Genomic DNA, 20,805 nt, shown 5'->3' with positions numbered 1-20,805 from the left:
GATCAGTCCATCCCAGGTCCCATCAGCGCTGCGGAGGCCGAGAGCTCGGCGGCGAGGAGATCGGACAGCTCCGCCTCGGAAAGGTTCTCGAGGCTGGGCAGAGCGGGCAGAGCGGTGACAGGGCTCGGCGTGACCGCGATGAGGGTAGGGGACGACGTGGCTGGTACCGGCTCCGCGGAGACGTGCCCCAGCACGAACTCGGTGAGCGCGTCGGCGCTGGGGTTCTCGAAGACCACCGTCGGTGGTAGCGGCACGCCAGCCACGCGCTGGAGGTTGTTGCGCAGCTCGACGGCCATCAGCGAGTCGAGCCCCAGTTCGAACAACGGCTTGCGCCGGTCGAATGGCGCGGCGGGATCGAGCCCGAGCGCAGCGGTGCACAGCTGCTGCACGCGCTCGGCGATCAGCTCACGGCGTCGCTTCGGTTCCATCTGAGCCAAACGCTCCGCGAGCCCATCGGAGGTGGGCGTTGCGGCCGCACCTGGCCGTGCTGGCTGTGCCTCTGCGGCGAGCAACTCGAAGACTCCGAGCCTCGCGCTTCCAGCGGTGCGCTCGAACAGCTTCGGCCACGACACGGACAGGACGCCGAGCTGGGCGACGTCGCGCCGGCCGAGCAGGTCTCGAAGCAGCTGCGCCCCCTGCTCCGGCCCGATGCGCTCCACGCCCCAGTCGCTCCACCGGCGCGTGCTGACCTGGGCCGCCATGCCCTCGCCGGCCCAGGGCCCCCAGTCGATGCTGAGCGCCGGCAGACCGAGCGCGCGACGGTGGTGCGCGAGGGCGTCGAGGAAGGCATTCGCTGCTGCGTAGTTCCCTTGCCCGACCGAGCCGAACAGAGACGCGGCGGACGAGAACAAAACGAACAGGTCGAGCGGATCCGCTCGCGTGGCGAGGTGCAAATTCCACGCACCCGCGACCTTCGGTGGCATGACCTCGGTGAAGCGCTCGACGCTCTGCTCGACGAGCATGCCGTCCGCGAGCACACCCGCCGCGTGGATCACGCCGCGCAATGCGGGAAGCTCTGCGCGGACGCGCGCGAGAGCGCGCTCGACATCCTCGATCTGCGCGACGTCCGCGGAAAGGATCAGCACCCGCGCTCCCGCCTCCTTCATCGCCCGAACGGTGGAGTGCGCCGTGTCGGATGGTTCACCCCTCCCGAGCAGCGCCAGGTGCCGGGCGCCCTGCTGCACCAGCGAGCGTGCAACCTGCAGGCCGAGCGCCCCGAGGCCACCCGTGATCACGTAGCTCGCGTCCGGAGAGATGGGTACGGCGTCTGCGGGCGTGGCGGGACGACGGCTCCTCGCGAGTCGGGCGACGAGCCGCCGGTCACTCCGGAGCGCGACGCGCTCGCCCGTCACCTGCGTGCGGATCTCGCGGAGCAATGCCTCCACCTCGTCCTCCTGCGCCGCCGGCTCCTGGGACCTCGCGTCGAGATCCACGAGGCCCCCCCACTGAGCAGGCACCTCCACTGCGGCCACGGCCGCGAGGCCTGCCAGCGTCGCTGCGGCGGCATCCACGCGCACCTCGCCCACCGCCTGCGCATGGCGCGTGACGACCCACAGCCGTGCGCCCGCGCCTTCCCTGGCCCGGGCGATCTGCTGGAGCGCGAGCAGCGCGGGGACGCAGGCGCGTTCGACCGCGGCCTCGACCGCTGATGCCGTGCAGTCCTCCTGCGCCCCACCGTCCAGCGCCCAGAGGTGCACCACTCCTCGGAGCGGCAGCCGGTGCTCCTCCAGCGCCCACCGGAAGAGATCCTGGAGATCGCCGGCGTCTGTGGGACGCACGGTCACTCGCCCTGGAGCGAGCACCTCGAAGCGCTCCCCGGCGAGCACCTGCACCGCCTCGTCTCCGTGCTGCGCGAGGCGCGCGGCGAGGGCGGCCCCGACGCTTTCCTGCCCTGGGGCACCGCGATCGGCGAGGAGCAGCCAGCGCCCGGCCGGGCCTGGATCCGGGCGAGCCACCTGCTTTTCGACCCACGAGAGCTCGTAGAGCCAGCTCGAGAGCCCCTCCAGCGTCGCGCGCACGCGCATCAGCGCCTCGCGCCGGGCGCGTTTGAACATCAGGTCCCGTGAGACTGCGACGAGCGCCCCGGACTCGTCGAAGAGGCGCAGCTCGCCGCGGACCGTCTCTTTCCCACTCGACCCGTCGTCATCCACCGCGACGTGGCACCACAGCCGCCCGCCCCCGTGGCGCTCGAACCGCAGCCCCCGCATCGCGAAGGGCACCCACCCGTCCCCCGTCCCTGGACCCGAGCCGAGCCCGAAGCGGGCCGCGATGAAGAGCTGGAAGCACGCATCCAGCAAGCTCGGGTAGATGCGGTACCAGGCCGCCTCGTCGGCCGATACCACCTGGGGAAGCTGCATCCAGCAGAGAGCCTCGCGATCGCGACGCCACACCGCGTCGATGCACTCGTAGGTGGGACCGAAGCGGAACGCCGCCTTCGGAGCTAGCTCCGCGTAGAACGCCTCGCGAGAGATGGGCTCGGTGCAACGTGCCTGGACCTCCTCGAACGTGGGGCCAGCGACCTCCGGCGACGGCTCGTCGTCCCTCACCTGACGGACCTGGCCGCTCACGTGCAGCCGCCACGCCGTGGGATCCTCCTCGTCACCTGCTTTGCAGCTCGCGAGCCGGAATGTCGCTCTGTCGTCCCCTCGTGGCGTCAGCACGGTGTGCACCCTGCGTGATCCCTCCTCGGGCAGGATGAACGCCTCCTGGATCACCATTTCCTCGATGAGCAGTGGGCCCTGGCCGAGTACGCGTGCTGCCGCGTCGAGGATCATTGACGCCTCGGTCGGGCCCGACACCACGGCCAGCCCTTGGACCCGGTGATCATCGAGCAGCCCGGGCGCGTGGATGCTGAGCAGCGCCTCGAAGACCACATCCTGCATGGCCGGGGATGACACGCGGCGCCCGAGCAGCGGATGCTCGGTCACGCCGGCCTGCTCCTGGGCCGCCCGAGGTCGGGCGGGCCGCGCTGCGATGTCCTCGATCCAGAAGCGGCGTCGCTGGAAGGGGTATGTCGGGAGGGAGACCTTGCGTCGCGGTGTGGCGTGCTGGAGCGCGCGCCAGTCGACGTCGACGCCGCGGACATGGAGTTCTGCGAGGGAGGAGAGCGCGGTGGCGAGATCGTCCTTGCCCTTGCGCAGGGACGGCAGCCAGGTGGCCCCATCGGCCGGCACGCAGCGCTGGGCCATGGCGAGCAGCGTGGGCTGGGGCCCGATCTCGACGAACAGCCGAACCCCGAGGTCGTACAGCGCCTGGACGCCCTCGGCGAACTTCACCGGCTCGCGGGCATGGCGTCGCCAGTAGGGAGCGGAGAGTTCGGGCAGCGGCGCTCCGGTCAGGTTCGAGACGAGCTCGACGTCGGGGCGCCGGTAGGTGATGGCGGAGGCGGCGTGTTCGAGCGCGTCGAGTGCCGGCAGCATCCGCGGCGAGTGGAAAGCATGGGACACGGCGAGGGACTGGACCCGCACCCCCTGCGCTCGCAGCCGCTGGGCGGTCCGCTCCACCGCGTCCGTGTCTCCGGACAGCACGACCTCTTTGGGGCCGTTCCAGGCGGCGATCACGGCGCGCCCCTCTGCCTCGGCGAGCAGCGCCTGCTCGACCTGAGCGGTGTCGGCGACCACGGCGGCCATGGCGCCGCCGGCGGGCAGGACGTGCATCAGCCGGGCTCGTTCCACGACCAGGCGTAGGCCTTCCTCCAGGTCGAAGGCGCCGGCGACGCAGGCGGCGGCGAGCTCGCCGACGCTGTGGCCGAGGACGGCGTGTGGGCGCAGTCCCCAGGAGCGCCAGAGGGCGGCGAGTGCAACCTGGAGCGAGAAGAGGGCGGGCTGGGTGTAGAGGGTCTGGTCGAGCAGCCCCGGCGTCTGCTCCTCGAACAGGACGGTGAGCAGGGGCAGGGGGAGCTGCCCTTCGAGGAGGGTGGCGCATCGGTCGAGCGTCTCGCGGAAGACGGGCTCGCGCGTGTACAGCCCGCGCCCCATCCCCGCGTACTGCGACCCTTGCCCGGTGAACAGAAACGCCACCCGTAGCTCGCCCTGGTCTCTGGCCTCTCCTGTGAGCACCCCCTTGGGCGACGCTCCCTCCGCGAACGCTCCGAGTTCTGCGCAGAGCATCGCCGTCGAGCTGGCCACGGTCACGAGACGGTGGGCGAGGTGCGCGCGCCCCACGTTCGCTGTGAAGCACACCTCCTCCAGCCGCAGCGACGGTTCCTCTGCGAGCTGCTCCGCGTACCGGCCCGCAAGCACACGCAGCGCTGCCTCCGATTTCGCCGACAGGGAGAGGAGCTGCGGCCGCTCCGTCAGCACCTCGGAGTCCGCGTCGATCTTCACGGAGGCAGGCGCCTCCTCGACGATCACGTGCGCATTCGTACCGATGAAGCCGAACGAACTCACGCCAGCGATCCGTCGCTGTCCTCCTCGAGGCCAGGGCGTCAACGCCGTCGTCACACGCGCCGGGAGTTCTTCCCAGCGGATGTGAGGGCTTGGCGTCTGGAAGTGCAGGTGAGGGGGAATCGCCTCGTGTTGCAGCGCGAGCACCACCTTGATCAGGCCCGCCACGCCCGCCGCGGCCTCCAAATGCCCGAGGTTCGTCTTCACGGATCCCAGGTAAAACGGCGCGTCCGGCGTGCGCCCTTCGCCGAGGACCGCGCCGAGCGCCTCCACCTCGATGGGGTCCCCGAGCGACGTCCCCGTCCCGTGTGCTTCCACGTAGCCCACGTCGGTGGGCCGCACGCCAGCGCTCGCCAGTGCGTCGCGGAGCACCGCTTCCTGTGCGCTCCCGTTCGGCGCTGTCAGCCCGACGCTCCGGCCGTCCTGGTTCACGGCCGAGCCACGGATCACCGCCAGCACCCGATCGCCGTTCGCCAGTGCATCGGACAGCCGCTTCAACACGACCACCCCGCAGCCCTCGCCGCGCACGTACCCGTCCGCCGCCGCGTCGAACGTCTTGCATCGCCCGTCTGGCGCGAGCATCCGGGCACGTGACAGGTTCACGTTCGTCTCCGGCAGGAGCACCAGGTTCGTGCCCCCCGCGATGGCGACGCTGCTCTCGCCCGCGTGCAGACTACGGCACGCCAGATGGACGGCCACGAGGGACGACGAGCACGCCGTGTCGATCGCCATCGCGGGGCCGCGGAGGCCGAGTACGTACGCGAGCCGCCCGGCCGCTGCGCTGAGCGCCCCGCCCGTCGCGAAATAGGCGTTGATGCGGCGGGGATCGCCTTGCTGGAGCTGGAGCTGCGCGTAGTCGGTGCCGCTGATGCCGACGAAGACGCCCGTCCTGCTGCCTGCGAGTTCACCTGGCGCGATCCCCGCGTTCTCGAGCGCCTCCCACGTGACTTCGAGCAGCAGCCGCTGCTGCGGATCCATGAACGTCGCCTCGCGCGGCGCGATGCCGAAGAAGTCCGCATCGAACTGATCGATGTCTCGCAGGAAGCCGCCCGAGCGCGAGACCATCTTGCCAGGAGCCTCGGGGTCGGGATCGTGGAACGCCGCGATGTCCCAGCGCTCTTTCGGGACCTCGACGATCGCGTCCAGCCCATCGCGCAGCACCTGCCAGAAAGCGTCCGGCCCGTCAGCTCCGCCTGGAAACCGGCAGCCCACGCCCACGATCGCGATCGGGTCGTCCGAGGCCGCCTGGATCCTCGACGCGATCACGGCCTCGCCCTTGATGACGCGTCCGGCCAGGAACTCGGCCAGCGCGTGGAGCGTGGGGTGGTCGAACACCACGGTGTTGGACAGCGGCAGCGCGTCGCCCACGGCCGCCTGGAGGCGGTTCTTCAGCTCGACGGCCATCAGCGAGTCGAAGCCCAGCTCGAACATCCCCCGGTGCAGAGGCAGGGGGTGCGACCCGTCGAAGCCGAGCACCTCGGCGGCCTGACCGCGAACGAAGGCGAGCACCACCTCCATGCGCTCCGCGGCTGGTGCAGCTTCGAGCTTCCGGACGAGCTCTCCAGCGCGGGCGCGTTCGAGCGTCGGTGCAGCGGTCTCCGCAACCTCGTGGCACGCGAGGCCCTCGAGGAGCGGGAGCGCCGCTCCCGGGAGCGAGGCGCGGAGCCGCTCCCAGTCGAACGGCAGCACGGCGATCTCGACGGGGGCGCCCGGTGCGACCAGTCGCCCGAGGAGGCGCAGCCCGTCGTCGGGTGCGAGCAAGTGCACCCCCTGTGAAGCCCAGCGCTGCCGGCTCCGCGCATCCCGCTGCGCCATGCCCTCGCCGGCCCAGGGGCCCCAGTGGATGGAGGTCGAAGGCTCGCCCGCTGCGCGTCGTGCATGCGCGAGGGCGTCGAGGAAGGCATTCGCTGCCGCGTAGTTGCCCTGTCCCGGTGAGCCGAGCAGCGAGGACGCCGACGAGAACAGCACGAAGAAATCGAGATTCCGCCCTCGCGTCGCGAGGTGCAGGTTCCAGCTGCCGCGCACCTTGGGCGAGAGGACGCGCGTCATGCGCCCCCCGTCGAGCCGCGAGAGGACGCCGTCCTCGAGCACGCCAGCGGCGTGGAACACCCCGCCCAGCCGGCGTCCTGTCGCGTCCAGGCCCTGGACGACGCGGGTGACGTCCTCCAGCACGGTGACGTCGCCGCGGAACACCTGGACGCTGGCGCCCTTGGCCTCGAGACCACGCAGCGCTGTGAGCGCTTCATCCGAAGGCGCGCGGCGGCCGACGAGCGCCAGAGAGCGTGCCCCCTGCGCCACGAGCCAGCGTGCGACGTGCAGGCCTACCGCGCCGAGGCCGCCGGTGACGAGGTAGGTCGCCGAGACGTCGAGCTTCGGCGGCCCACCGGGGAGAGTCCCAGCGGGCATCAGGCGTGCGATCAGGCGACGCCCGCCGCGGTGAGCGACCTCGGCGCCCGCGTCACGCCCGAGTTCATTGGCGACCATGGCTGCCTGGTCGGCGAGTGGGGCCACCTCATGGTCCGGGCGTTCCAGGTCGAGATCCACGAGCCCACCCCAGCGATCAGGGTGCTCCACCGCGAAGACCCGGCCCAGACCCCAGAGCGGTGCCTGCGCGACCGCTGGCGACGCGCCGCCCGTGGCCTGCGCCCCTCGGGTGACCATCCACAAGCGCGGGGGCGCTACGGCGCCATCTCGGCGCGCGATGGCCTGCAGTACCGAGAGCGCAGTGAGCACTGCCTTCTCGGCGAGCGCGGGCACCGTGGACTCGTCAGGAGAGGGGCTGTCGAGTCCCCAGGCGTAAACGACACCCGCGAGCGCCTCGCCTGCGAGCGCCTCGACGTCACGCGCGATGGTCTCGGACGAGGCCACGTCGACCTCGCGCCCCGCGAACGCCAGCGTGCACGAGGCGCCTCCGGCCGAGAGCTGCTCCGCGAGCGCCTCCCCGAGGCCGCCCTGGTCCGCGAAGATCAGCCAGCGCCCGACGCCAGGGGACGCGACCGTGTCGTGCGTCGCGTCGATCCAAGCGAGTTCGTAAACGTCCTTCTCGCCCTCGGAGCGTGCGGGCCTGGCGCTGCGCTCGACCCAGTACGAGAGCCGCTGGAAGGGGTACGTCGGCAGCGAGACCTTGCGTCGTGGCGTGGCGTGCTGGAGAGCGCGCCAGTCGACGTCGACGCCGCGGACATGGAGTTCGGCGAGAGAGGAGAGCGCGATGCCGAGTTCGTCCTTGCCCTTGCGCAGGGACGGCAGCCAGGTGGCCGCATCGACCGGCAGGCAGCGCTGGGCCATGGCGAGCAGCGTGGGCTGGGGCCCGATCTCGACGAACAGCCGAACCCCGAGGTCGTACAGCGCCTGGACGCCCTCGGCGAACTTCACCGGCTCGCGGGCATGGCGTCGCCAGTAGGGAGCGGAGAGTTCGGGCAGCGGCGCTCCAGTCAGGTTCGAGACGAGCTCGACGTCGGGGCGCCGGTAGGTGATGGCGGAGGCAGCGTGTTCGAGCGCGTCGAGTGCCGGTAGCATCCGCGGCGAGTGGAAGGCATGGGACACGGCGAGGGACTGGACCCGCACCCCCTGCGCGCGCAGCCGCTGAGCGGTCCGCTCCACCGCGTCCGCGTCGCCGGACAGCACGACTTCTTTGGGGCCGTTCCAGGCGGCGATCACGGCGCGCCCCTCCGCCTCGGCGAGGATCGCCTGCTCGACCTGAGCGGGGTCGGCGAACACGGCGGCCATGGCGCCACCCGTGGGCAGGGCGTGCATCAATCGGGCTCGTTCCACGACCAGGCGTAGGCCTTCCTCCAGGTCGAAGGCGCCGGCGACGCAGGCGGCGGCGAGCTCGCCGACGCTGTGGCCGAGGACGGCGTGTGGGCGTAGCCCCCAGGAGCGCCAGAGGGCGGCGAGTGCGACCTGGAGCGAGAAGAGGGCGGGCTGGGTGTAGAGGGTCTGGTCGAGCAGCCGCGGCGTCTGCTCCTCGAACAGGACGGTGAGCAGGGGCAGGGGGAGCTGCCCTTCGAGGAGGGTGGCGCATCGGTCGAGCGTCTCGCGGAAGACGGGCTCGCGCGTGTAGAGCCCACGCCCCATCCCCGCGTACTGCGACCCTTGCCCGGTGAACAGAAACGCGATCTGCGGCGAGCCCGAACGCTCGAGCACGTTGCTCACCATGCCGGAGGGCGACGTGCCGTCAGCGAAAGCTGCGAGCTTCTGGCGGAGCGCTTCGGTGGTCCCCGCCTCCACCACGAGCCGATGCCCGAGATGCGCGCGCCCCACGTTCGCCGTGAAGCACACTTCAGCGAGGCGCAGGGACGGCTTCTCTGCGAGCCGCTCCACGTACCGGCCCGCGAGCGCGCGTAGCGCCGTCTCCGACCTCGCCGACAGCGAGAGCAGCTGCGGCCGATCCGGCGCATCGACGTTCGCGCTGACGCTGGCTCCTTCTTCCGGCGGCTGCTCGACGATCACATGCGCGTTGGTTCCGCTGAAGCCGAACGAGCTCACGCCGGCGATCCGAGGACCGCCGCCGCCATTCCATGGAGAGAGCGACGTCGTGACCGTCAGCGGCAGTGCATCCCAGGGGATGCGGGGGCTCGGAGTCCGGAGGTGCAGGTGCGGTGGGATCTCTCCGTGCTGCACCACCAGGATCGCCTTGATGAGTCCGGCCAGGCCCGCTGCGGCTTCGAGGTGACCGATGTTCGTCTTCACCGACCCGAGGATGCAAGGGCGCTCGCGGCGCTCTTCACCGAACACCGCCCCGAGGGCCTCCACCTCGATGGGATCGCCGAGCGATGTGCCCGTCCCGTGCGCCTCCACGTAGCCGACCGCAGCCGACGTGACTCCTGCGTCATGGAGCGCATCGCGGATCACGGCTTCTTGCGAGGGCCCGTTCGGCGCGGTCAGCCCGCTGCTTCGCCCATCCTGGTTCACGGCCGAGCCGCGGATCACCGCCAGCACCCGATCGCCGTCCGCCAGCGCATCGGACAGCCGCTTCAGCACGACCACCCCGCAGCCCTCGCCGCGTACGTACCCATCCGCCGCCGCGTCGAATGTCTTGCATCGCCCGTCCGGCGCGAGCATCCGCGCCCTGGAGAAGTTGATCGAGATCTCCGGCGCCAGGGTCAGGTTCACGCCTCCGACCAGCGCGAGATCGCACTCCTTCCGCCGCAGACTCTGGCACGCGAAATGAAGCGCCACGAGGGATGACGAGCACGCCGTGTCCATCGACACGGCCGGCCCCTTCAGGCCGAGCAGGTAGGAGAGTCGCCCGGCGGCGACGCTCTCCGCATTGCCCGTCCCCACGTAGGCGTCGATGCGCTCGGGATCGTCGAGCAGGAAGCGCAGATAGTCTCCCTTGCAGATGCCCAGGAACACACCGGTGCGGCTACCGGCGAGCCCATCGGCTGCGATGCCGGCGTGCTCCAGTGCCTCCCAGGTCACCTCGAGCAACAGGCGCTGCTGCGGATCCATCGCGGCTGCCTCCCGCGGCGCGATGCCGAAGAAGCCTGCGTCGAAGCGATCCACGTCCGCGAGGAAAGCGCCGTGGCGCGATGCGATCTTGCCTGGCGCGTCCGGGTCTGGATCGTAGAGCGCGTCGACATCCCAGCGGCTCCGGGGGACCTCGGTCACGGCGTCGCGACCCTCGCGGAGCAGCGCCCAGAATTTCTCCGGGTCGTCGGCGCCGCCCGGGAAGCGGCAGCCCAGGCCGACCACTGCCAGCGGCGCGTGCTTCTCCTGCTCCGCCGCGGCCAACCGAGCGCGGAGATCCTGCACTGCTGCGAGCGCGCGCTTCACCACCGTGGGCGCAGACGCCGTGGTTGCTTCTTCGCGCTTTTCTCCGGAGTTCACAGCATTCCCTCGCAACTCGACTCAGTAGTTCAACCGCTCCAGCTCCTCGACGAGCAGAGCTTCGGCTTCGCTGTCGGACAGCTCCTCCGCCGGAAGATCCAGCGGCTCGCCGAGCATCGAGCGCACCTCGGTAGATGTCGTAGTGCGTTCAGGCCCTCGGACGGTCGCGCCATTCGCGGTGGGTGCGTCGAGCTGTCGTAGGACATAGCCGGTGAGCGCATCGATCGTCGGATAGTCGAACAGCAGCGTCATGGGCGGCGTCAGCCCCGTCCCTCGGCCGATCGCGTTCCTGAGTTCCACCGCCATGAGCGAATCGAGCCCGATCTCGCGGAGTGGCTGCTGCGGCTCGACAGGACCGCGCAGGCGCAACACCCGCGCGACCTGCTCCTCGATCGCTGCGGTCACCAGGCCCTGCCGCCGGCTCGGCGCAGCTTCGCGCACACGCTCCAGGAACGAAGGCCCGGCCGGTATATCTGCCCCGACGCCACTGGGCCGTGCAGGCGGTCGGATCAGTCCGGACAGGAGCGGCCTTGACCCTCCCTGTGCAAAGACGTCCCACCGCACTGGCAAGACACCTACCTGCGCCGCGTCGCTCCGCACCAGGTGGTCGAGCCAGGCGATCGCTTCATCCCGCGGGATGAGATCGATGCCGCGCGCACGGAGGCGCTCCGGGTCGACGCCAGCCGCCATCCCGCCGTCGGCCCACGCGCCCCAGTTGATGCTGAGCGCTGGTCGTCCGTCGGCGTGGCGGTGGTGGGCGAGCGCATCGAGGAACGCATTCGCCGCCGAGTAGCTCGCCTGTCCGGGCGACCCGAGCATCGAGGCGGTCGACGAGAACAGCACGAACAGGTCGAGCTGCCGGTCTCGCGTGGCCGCGTGCAAATTCCAGGCGCCCTTCACCTTGGGCGCGAGCACCTCCGCGACACGATCCCACCGCAGGGTCCGCACCACGCCATCGTCGAGCGTCCCCGCGAGGTGGAGCACGCCTCGGAGCGCCGGCATCGACGTGTCGATCTCGCCGAGCACCCGCGCGACGTCCTCCGCGCGCGCGACGTCACCGTTGACGACGCGGACCTCCGCGCCGGCCTCCTCCAGCGCCCGCACTGCCTGGAGCGCCGTGTCACTCGGCCCACGCCGTCCCATCAACACCACGTGACGCGCACCCAGGGTCACGAGCCAGCTCGCCGCCGAGAGCCCCAGGCTCCCGAGGCCGCCCGTGACGAGGTACGTCGCGTCGGACCGCACCTCTGCCACTTGCGTCACGACGATCTTCCCGATGTGCCGCGCCTGGGCCATGTACCGGAAGGCCTCGGCCGCCTCGGCGCGTGGGAATGCGCGCGCGGGCAACGGCCGCACATCGCCTTTTTCGGCCCCGCGCACGAGAGCCTGGAATGCCTCCGCCACCTCGGCCGGACGCTCGGCCGCGTTCTCGTCCAGGAGGAACACGGAGTACGCCACGTCGCTCCGCAGCGCCGCGACCTCGGACGCGCTCCAGATCCCGGCCTTGCCGATCTCGACGAAGCGCCCGTCCTTCGCCAGGACCGACAAGCTCTTGGGGATCATCTCGCCGGTCAGTGAGTTCAGTACGATGTCCACGCCCGCGCCGCCGGTCCGCGCCATCACCTCATCGACGAAGTCGGCGGAGCGTGAGCTCATCGTGTGCTGGACTCCGAGCGACGCCAGGTAGCGGTGCTTCTCCGGGCTCCCGGCAGTCGCGAAGATCTCGACGCCGGCCTGTTGCGCGAGCTGCACCGCTGCGAGACCCACACCACCGGCCGCGGCGTGGATCAGCACGCGCTCTCCGCGCTTCATCCGCGCCAGCCGGTTCAGCGCGTACTCCGCGGTCAGGAACGCGATGGGCAGCGTCGCTGCCTCTTCGAAGCGCATGCTGGGCGGCAGGGGCGCCACGAACGCGGCCGCCACGGTCGCGAACGTGCTGAAGCTCCCCGCCACCAGCGCCACCACCTCGTCGCCTGGGCGGAGCCCCTCCACCCCGTCTCCGACCCGGACCACCTCGCCCGCGCACTCCAGCCCGAGCGGCCCGCCTTCTCCCGGGTACATCCCCAGCGTGGTCAGTACATCGCGGAAGTTCAGGCCCGTGGCCCGCACGCGAATCTCCACCTCGCCGCGCCCCGGCACCCGCCGTTCGATGGGGACCCACCCGAGACCCTCGAGCGAGCCCCTCGACTGGATCCGCAGCTGCGAAGGCGTGTCCGTCTCGCGGTCCGTACCGTGGCGGCGCGCGTCCGCTCGGACCAGCCTCGCCACGTGGCGCGCGCCGCCGCGGAATGCGAGCCGATCCTCTCCGTCACTCCCGAGGATCTCCTCGAGCAGCGTCTCGGCCGACGCTGCGACACTCGCTGTCGGGTCGAGATCGATCAACGTCGAGCGCCACTCCGGGTGCTCCAGGGCGATGACCGCACCAAGGCCCCAGAGCGGCGCTTGAGCCACCTCGACGCGCCCTGGTGCGACCGGCTGGGCTCCACGCGTCACGAGCACGAGCCGCGCTCTCGACTCGGCCCGCGCGAGCGCCTGTGCGACGTGCAGGGCGCCGCCGAGGGACAGCGCCCCTGCAGCTTCCAGTGCGGCTGCGTCGAGCTGGTCGGCCGGCGGCGCATCGAGCGCCCGCAGGCTCACCACGCCGGCGAGCGCTGCTCCGCTCTGCATCGTGTCGGCGAGCAGCGCGTCGAGCCGCGCGGCATCGGTCACGTCGTCGTCTGCGCTCACGAGCACCATGCTCGCGCCCCGCTGTTCGAGAAGGGCCCCCAGCTGCGCCCCGATGCCGACCCTGTCGGCGAGGATCACGAAGCGTCCCGGCGCCTCCACCAGCGCCACCCGGTCATGGCGCTTCGCCTCGGGCCACGCGATCTCATAGAGCACATCGTTCCCCCGCGTCCGGGTCGAGAAGATCTCCACCGGCGCTCGCTTCGCGTGCAGGCCCGAGAGTTCCGCCACGAAATGCCCAGCATCGTCCGCGAGCACCACGTCACCCACGAGCCGGTCCTTGCCCTCTCCGCTGCCCGGTCTGAGCACCGCGCGCGCTCGCAGCCGGGTGGGCATCACGGCCCCGCCACGGAAGCGCAGGCGCTCGATCCCCATCGGCACGTACGCCACCTCGTCGAAGCGCTCGGCCGGCCAGCTCGCGCCGAAGAGCTGGATGCAAGCGTCGAGCAGGGTAGGGTGGAGCGGCGCGCCCTCATCGAGTCCCTCGGGGGCCACGAGTTCGCCCCACGCCTCACCACCTCGCCGGGCGATTCGCCGGATCCAGCGGAACGTCGGCCCCAGATCGATCCCACGCGCGGCGACCGAACGGTAAAAGTCCTCCGGATCGAGTTCGTGCCAGCCCTCGCCGTCCGGTGCGCCCAGTCGCGGTGCGCCAGGACGCGGTACGGCCTCGGACTCAGCGGCCCGAAGCCTGCTCTCCGCGTGGAGCAGCCAGGTCTCGCCCGGCCCCGACCCGCGGCTCCACATCCGGCATGACGCCGCGCCTTCGCCCTCCGGCCGCCACGCGATCTGCAGCGATCGCTCCTCGGTGTCACCGAGCCGCAGCGGCTGGACGAACGCCACGTCCTCCAGCACGCAAGGCCCTCTCCCGAGCTGCTCCGCGGCGGCGCAGAGCATCATCGCCACGTGGCTCGCGCCCGGTACGACCACGCCGCCATAGATGCGGTGGTCGCCGAGGAACGGCAGCGCTGCGACCGAGATCGCGCGCTCGTAGAAGTGCTCCGCCACGGCCGGGGAGCTGAACGCGCGGCCGAGCCACGGCGACCCAGCGGCAGCGTCAGGGCCCCGGCGCGTGGGAACCTGGACCCAGTGCCGCTCTCGCTCGAAGGGGTACGTGGGCAGCGGAATCCGGCGTCGCCCCGCGCCCCGGTGCAGCCTGGCCCAGTCGATCTCGGCGCCCCGTGTATAGAGCGCGCCCAGGCTCGAGAGCATCTGCTGGAGGTCCGCCTCCCCCTCGCGCAGCGACGGCAGCCACGCCGCCTCGCTCTCCGGCAAGCACTGCCGCCCGGCCCCGAGCAGTGTCGGCTTCGGCCCGATCTCCACGAAGGCATCGATCCCGAGTGCCGCGAGCGCCCGGATCCCGTCCAGAAACCGCACCGTCTCCCGCACGTGCCGCCGCCAGTAAGCGGGGCTCGTCACCTCATCCGGCGTCGCGACGGCGCCCGTCACGTTGGACACGAGCCGGATCTGAGGCGCTGCGTACGTCACCTGGGCGGCCGTGGCCTCGAACGCATCGAGCATCGGACTCATCTGAGGCGCGTGGAATGCATGAGACACCGCAAGCCGCCGTGCCTTCACGCCCGCGGCTTCGAGCAGCGCGAGAACCCCCTCGATCTCCGCCTCCGCCCCTGAGATGACCACCTCGGACGGCCCGTTCACCGCGGCGATGGCGACCGCGTCTCCGCTCCTGCGTACTGCTTCGGCGACGACCGGCTCCGGTGCGAAGACCGCGGCCATGGCCCCGCCCCGCGGCAACGCTTGCATCAGCCGACCTCGATCGGCCACGAGGCGCAGACCGTCCTCCAGACTGAAGACGCCAGCCACGCAGGCCGCCGCGAGCTCCCCCACGCTGTGACCCATCACTGCGTATGGGGTGATCCCCCAGTCGCGCCACACCTCGCAGAGGGCCACCTCCAGCGCGAACAGCGCCGGCTGCGTCCACCCCGTCTCGTTCAGCGCCCAGCGCCCGGCCTCTGCGTCGTGCATCACCGCGACGAGCCCCTCGGGCAGGTGCGGCCCGAGCCGCGTTGCGCACTGATCGATCACGCGACGGAACGTCGGCTCCGTAGCATAGAGCGCCCGGCCCATCCCGGCGTACTGCGCGCCTTGCCCGGTGAACAGAAATGCCACCCTGGGACGCCGTCCGTACGCCGCGTGCCCCGTGACGAGCCCCGCGCTCGGCGCGTCTTCGGAGAGCGCTGAGAGCCGTCCGCGCGCCTCGCGGACGTCCCGCGCCACGATCGCGGCTCGGTGGACCATGTGTGCGCGTCCCACGCCGGCCGTGAACGTTGCGTCCTTCAGATGCTGCTCCGGGTGCGCCCCGAGGTGGCGATCGTAGCGACCGGCCAGATCGCGGAGCGCGCGCTCACTCCGCGCGGACAGCGGCAGCAAGTGGAAGGGTCGCTCCGCGGTGGCGGCCTCTTCGCGGTTCGCGGCCTCTTGCCTCGGCGGCGCCTCCTCCAGCACCACGTGCACGTTCGTCCCGCTCAGGCCGAACGCGCTCACGCCGGCTGCGCGTGGCTCTTTGCACCGTGGCCAGGGCGTCTGCTCCGTCACGACCGTGACGGGCAGCTCGGCCCACGGGATGAGTGGGTTCGGCTTTTCCAGATGCAGGTTCGCGGGCAGCGCCTCGTGCTGGAGCGACAGCGCCACCTTCATCAGCCCTGCGATCCCGGCAGCCGTCTCCAGGTGCCCGATGTTCGTCTTCACCGCGCCGATCCGCAGCGGCTGCTCCTCGGCTCGCCCCTGGCAGAGCGCTGCGGCGAGCGCTTCCACCTCCACGGGATCGCCGAGCGACGTCCCCGTCCCGTGCGCCTCCACGTACCCGATCCGGGCCGGATCGAGCCCAGCGTTCTCGAGCGCCGCACGGATCACCGACTGCTGCGCTGGCCCACGCGGGACCGTGAGCCCGCTGCTCGCGCCGTCGTGGCCAACGGCGGATCCGCGCACCAGCGCCACGATGTCGTCGCCATCGGCGAGCGCGTCGGACAGGCGCTTGAGCGCCACGACACCACACCCTTCGCCGCGCACGTACCCGTCCGCGCCAGCGTCGAACGTCCTGCAGCGCCCACGGGGGGAGAGCGCCTGGGACTGCGAGAGGTACACACTGATCTCGGGCGAGAGCAGCACGTTCACGCCCCCTGCCAGGGCGAGCGAGCACTCCCTTTGACGCAAGCTCTGGCACGCGAGGTGGACGGCGAGCAGGGAGGACGAGCACGCCGTGTCCACGGCCATGCTCGGGCCCTCCAGGCCGAGCACGAACGAGATGCGCCCTGCCGTGAAGCAGAGGCCCGCGCCCGTGCCGCTGTAGACGTCGAGCGAGCGCACGTCGCCGGTCCGGAGCGCGAGCTGCGCGAAGTCGTCGAGCCCCACGCCCACGAAGACGCCGGTCTTCGAGCCCGAGAGCGCATCGGGCGCGATGCCGGCGCGCTCCAGCGCCTCCCAGGCCACCTCGAGCAAGAGACGCTGCTGAGGATCGAGCGTGGCTGCCTCGCGGGGCGAGATGCCGAAGAAGGCAGGATCGAAGCGATCGAGCGGTCCGACGAACGCTCCCTCTCGGGTGCAGATCTTTCCCTCAGCGCCCGGCCCGTACCAGGCGTCGGCGTCCCAGCGATCCGGCGGGACCTCGGTCACTGCGTCGACACCCTCCGAGAGCAGCCGCCAGAACGCGCCCGGGTCGATGGCACCGCCAGGGAAGCGACATGCCATGCCTACGATTGCAATGGGCTCGCGGCGGGAGCGCTCCACGGCGTCGAGATCGCCCTGAAGCTTCTTGATCGCGAGCAGGGCGCTGGTGAGCCGGGCCTTGTGCTCCATGAGGCGCGCGGATGCTAACGCGCCCGGGCATAACAACCAGAGGTAATTTTGTTATGGTCGGATTCGGCCATCGCGAAGGAAACGTTTTCGTCCTTCGCGTGCTCGGGATTCCTATCCCCATTCGCCGTCTCTGGCCTCGCTGATGACCCGTTAGGGGTATGGCGTCACCGTCGCGCCGTGGCATTGCCCTCACGCGGTATCGTCCTCGAGCGATCCCGTCGAGGAACCACGTTTAATGAAGAGCTACCCCTGCTCGTGAGGCGCCGTGCCTGACGAGGAGCGACTCTGGATCTCGGTGAGGAGCGTATCGATGACGGCGCGGCGATCGGGACGCAATCGCGTCCGGTGGCGAACGAGCGGTGCCACGGCAGCCTGCCCGAGAGCGAGCAGCCCTTCTCGCGCAGCGCGTGCGACGCCGGCGTGCGCGTCGATCAGTCGCTCGGCGATGGCCGCGACCGAGTCGACGTCGCCACCGAACGCGAGCACACGGATGGCGAGCCGCACCGTCGTGGCGTCGGCGTCGTCGAGGAGCGCGCGGCTCGCCCGGAGGTAGCGCTCCCGCGGGGCCATGACCCGGAGCAAGCGGTGGGCATGGAGGCGCACGCGACGTGACGGGGCTCGGACGTGTCGCTCCAGCAGCGCGAGGACGCGCTCGCGCTCCGATGGGCTCTCCGTCCGGTCGACGAAGTAGGTGAGGAGGCGGCGTGCGCTCTCTGGGTCGGCCGTGTCCAGCGCTGTGTCGAGCGTGCGCTCGACGGCGATCCGCATGGTGGGCTCCAGGTGGCGCAGCAGCCCTGGCGATCCGGCTTCGGCCCTGGCGAGAGCCAGCAGCGCCGTGGCGTCGGTCGGACGCACCAGACCCGAGAGCACGCGCGCAACCAGCTCGGGTGGCTGCTCGCGCAGCCCATCCAGCATGGCACCGAGCACCGCCTCACGGCTCGCCCCCGAGAGGGCGGGAGCGAGGGCCCGGACGAGCCCCTGCGCGTGCCGCACCTCGTACCAGTCGGCGAGGCGCGCGAGCACCGACAGCGCCGTAGGCGAGGGATCCGCCGCCGCCCACGCGGCGATCGAGGGACCCAGTCCCGCCGGGTACAGGACACCAGTCCCCGCTGCACGAAGACAGAACCGGAGCCACTCGGTGGCGTCTGGGGACGTGCGCGCCAGTTCGGCGAGCCCTCTCGGCAGCGCGCCCGTCACACCGATCACGTCGAGCCACGTGACGTCACCTGCTCGGAGCTGACCCTCGACGAAGGGGAGCACCTCCGTCGGCGGGAGCGAGCGCAAGGCGTCGCGTGCTGCGGCCGCCACCCGGGGATGAGGGGAGGGGAGCTGCGCCATGAGCAGCGGAACGCGCTCCCTCGGAGGGAGCGCCTCCATGGCGCCCAGGAGATGGAGCTGCGCGGCCTCGGTCATTGCCTCCGCCATCGCTGCCGCGACGACCGGCGCGTCCTGCTCATCCATCCCGAGCCGAAACGCCTTCCGGAATGCGCCTGCCAGCCACGCGCCGAGCACCAGCGCGCGATCGTCGCGATCCCCCGCCTTCAGGAGCGCTTCCGCTGCCGCCTCACGGACACCGGGGTGCGGATCGTCGAGCAGCCCTCGCGGGAGCGCCCGATCCGCGCTGCGCCTCCTGGACAGCGCCTGGAGCGCCCGCCGGCGCACCTCGCCACGCGCATCGCTCCTGGCGAGCTCCCGGAGCGCCGGCTCGGCCACCTCGCCGAGAAACGCGAGATCCACCAGGGCGGGGGCCCGCTCGAGCGGAGAACGAGCGACATACGCTTCCGCCAGGGACCACGCCGCGGCGGCTCCCGCTTGCTCGGCCAGACGGGCGGTGACCTCGGCGAGCGCGCCCGCTCCCGAACCTTCCAGCATCGCGTGCAGCACGTCATCGCGCCCCGCCTCGATCCAGGAAGAGATCATCACGGTGCGCTGATCCGGAGGCAGATGCGCGATCCCTGCTTCTCCTGCGAGCCGCAGCACGAGCGCGGCCTGGGCGCGCACCTCCGGGCGCGATGCGCGGCTCAGGGCACGCGCCGTCTCCGGCCCGCGTTGGAGGAGCATCGGGACGAGCAGTGGCGCATGACGTGGATCGAGCTTGCCCTCACCCTCGACAAACGGCAGCACCCGGCACAGGACGAAGGCATCCGTCGTTGTGGCGAGGAGCGCGATGGCGTCGTTCCGTATCGTGGAATCGAGCCGAGGCAGGAGCCCGGCGAGGAGGCGCTGCTCGACGATCGAGAGCGTCAGGATGGCGGGAGACCCATTTGCCGCCGCCTGGATCCCGGCGACCACGTCGGACGAAAGCGCGTCCGCGTCCTCGAAGGGCAACGCGCGGAGGAGCCTGCTCAGCGTCGATGCGCGACGTGCCGCATCTGCCCGTGCGAGGCCCGCACGCAAGAGGCTCCCTGGCGCCACGTCACCTTCATCTGGAATGCGATGTCCGACGCCACGCCGGCGCAGCTCGGCGTCCATCTCTGCATGCTTTCCAGCCATGAGACCAGCGTCCGCCGCGTACACATGAGCCAGCAAGGCCATGGGAACGTCGGGGCGATGCGCGACGAGGGCGGCGAGTTCTGCAGGGGAGAAGGCTCCCGAGAGCGCGGTCGCGAGCAAGCCTTCGTGTCGTGGATTGGTTGCGGCAGTGAGTCGCTCGACGAGCAGCGAACGGAAGAACGGTCCCGCGAGTGCTCGTAGCGCACCCTCGATAAGCACCCTCAGGCCTGGCTGATCATGGTGCGCGAGCGCCTCGACCAGCGCGGGAACGACCCTGGGATCCGCGCTCCGGGCGAGCAATTCTGCGGCCGTTTTCTTCAGGTTCATGTTGGGATGGGCGAGCCACGCCGCGAGCTCCACGCCCATCCCAGGCACTGCCGCCCCACCGAGGGCGAGCAAGACCTGACGTGCGACCGGAAGTGGTGTGGTCGCGCTCAAGTACGGCAAGACCCAGCCCGCACATCCCGGCCCTGCGGCGGACAGGCAGGCGACTGCGCGCTTGCGAATCTCGGCATTGTCCCGGCGCAAGAGTGGACGCACCACGCGCACCAGGTGGGGATGGCGATGACCGGCGACCGCGTCGAGCAGCAGCGTGGTCTCGGTCACGGACACTGGCCTCGAACGCAGCCTGCGCAGCGCTGCCTCCGCGACGAGCGCGCCACCTGGGTCGAGCGCACCCTCCAGGCAAGATAGCGGCGGATCGGGCGTGGCGAGGCGCTGCCCCAACACCCGCAGCGCCGCCTGCGCTTCAGCGCGAACCCCCTCGTCTCCATCGGTCAGCAGCCCCCCGAGCGAGTCCACCGCGAGCGGCCCACCCGTGCGGCCCAGCGCTCGAATCGCTGCGATGCGGAACGGGTGCCCCGGGGCCTCGGTGATGGCTGCGAGCGCTTCACGCTGCTCCTCGCTCCCGTGCGCCGGCAGCGCGTCGAGCGTCTCGGCGGAGATCGCCCCGTGCTCGACTGCCGCAGCCAGCACGCGGGGCGACGAATCCAGTCGAAAGAGGACCGAGAGGCCTGCCGACTGCCAGGGGAGGGGAGGCCCATCGAGGAGCAGCCGCAGTCGCGCCACCGTGGCTGCGCCGCCGAGCCGACCCAGAGCGAACAGGCAGGCATCGGGCTCGGCATCGAGCCTCGCCAGAATCATGGATTCGGCCGAGCGCTCCTCCAGCCTGCCCAGCTCGCGGATGGCCTCCCTTGACAGGTGCAGGTCGGCATCGGTACCCGCCATCTCGACCAGTCGCCCGATCGCCCCCCGGGTCCCGAAGGCGCCCAGCAGTCGCACGACACGCGCCTTCGGTGCCCCCTCGTCCAAGGCTCGATCGAGCACAGAGACCATCGCGTCGGCCCTGCTGCTCGCACACTCGGCCGCCGCTTCGAGCGACAGCAGCGCGTATCGAAGCACGAGGTCGATCACGCGACGCGCCTGATCCTCGTCGAGCGAGCGCCCACGCCGCTTGAGCTGGCGCAACGCCTCGAGCGCTTCCGGGCCGGCACCCGCAGGATCCTCTTCCGCCAGGACCAGCAGGACCTCGGCATCGGCGGCGTCACCCAGCCCTCCG

3 protein-coding genes (1 of these 3 running past the window's edge) are annotated in these 20,805 nt (G+C 71.2%); all 3 read right to left on the bottom strand.

Features of this window, described 5'->3' with window-relative positions; genetic code table 11:
* Positions 1-2: 2 nt before the first annotated feature.
* Positions 3-10,214: a type I polyketide synthase gene (locus CMC5_RS26960; protein WP_050433114.1), complete on the bottom strand. Its 10,212-nt coding sequence runs from the start codon at positions 10,212-10,214 to the stop codon at positions 3-5.
* A 21-nt stretch (positions 10,215-10,235) separates the two neighbouring features.
* Positions 10,236-16,754, bottom strand: coding sequence for a type I polyketide synthase (locus CMC5_RS26955; RefSeq protein WP_050433113.1), 6,519 nt, complete (start codon positions 16,752-16,754; stop codon positions 10,236-10,238).
* Positions 16,755-16,997: 243 nt separating this feature from the next.
* A protein-coding gene (locus tag CMC5_RS26950) for a HEAT repeat domain-containing protein (protein ID WP_050433112.1) crosses the window boundary here: on the bottom strand, positions 16,998-20,805 show its 3' portion. It continues 827 nt past the right edge of the window; 3,808 of the gene's 4,635 nt are visible here — the last part of the coding sequence; its start codon lies beyond the right edge, outside the window; the stop codon is at positions 16,998-17,000.

The sequence above is a fragment of the Chondromyces crocatus genome, assembly GCF_001189295.1.
Taxonomy (GTDB): domain Bacteria; phylum Myxococcota_A; class Polyangia; order Polyangiales; family Polyangiaceae; genus Chondromyces; species Chondromyces crocatus.
Note: the sequence above shows the minus strand (reverse complement) of the source record. Positions and strands in the feature narration are given on the sequence as shown.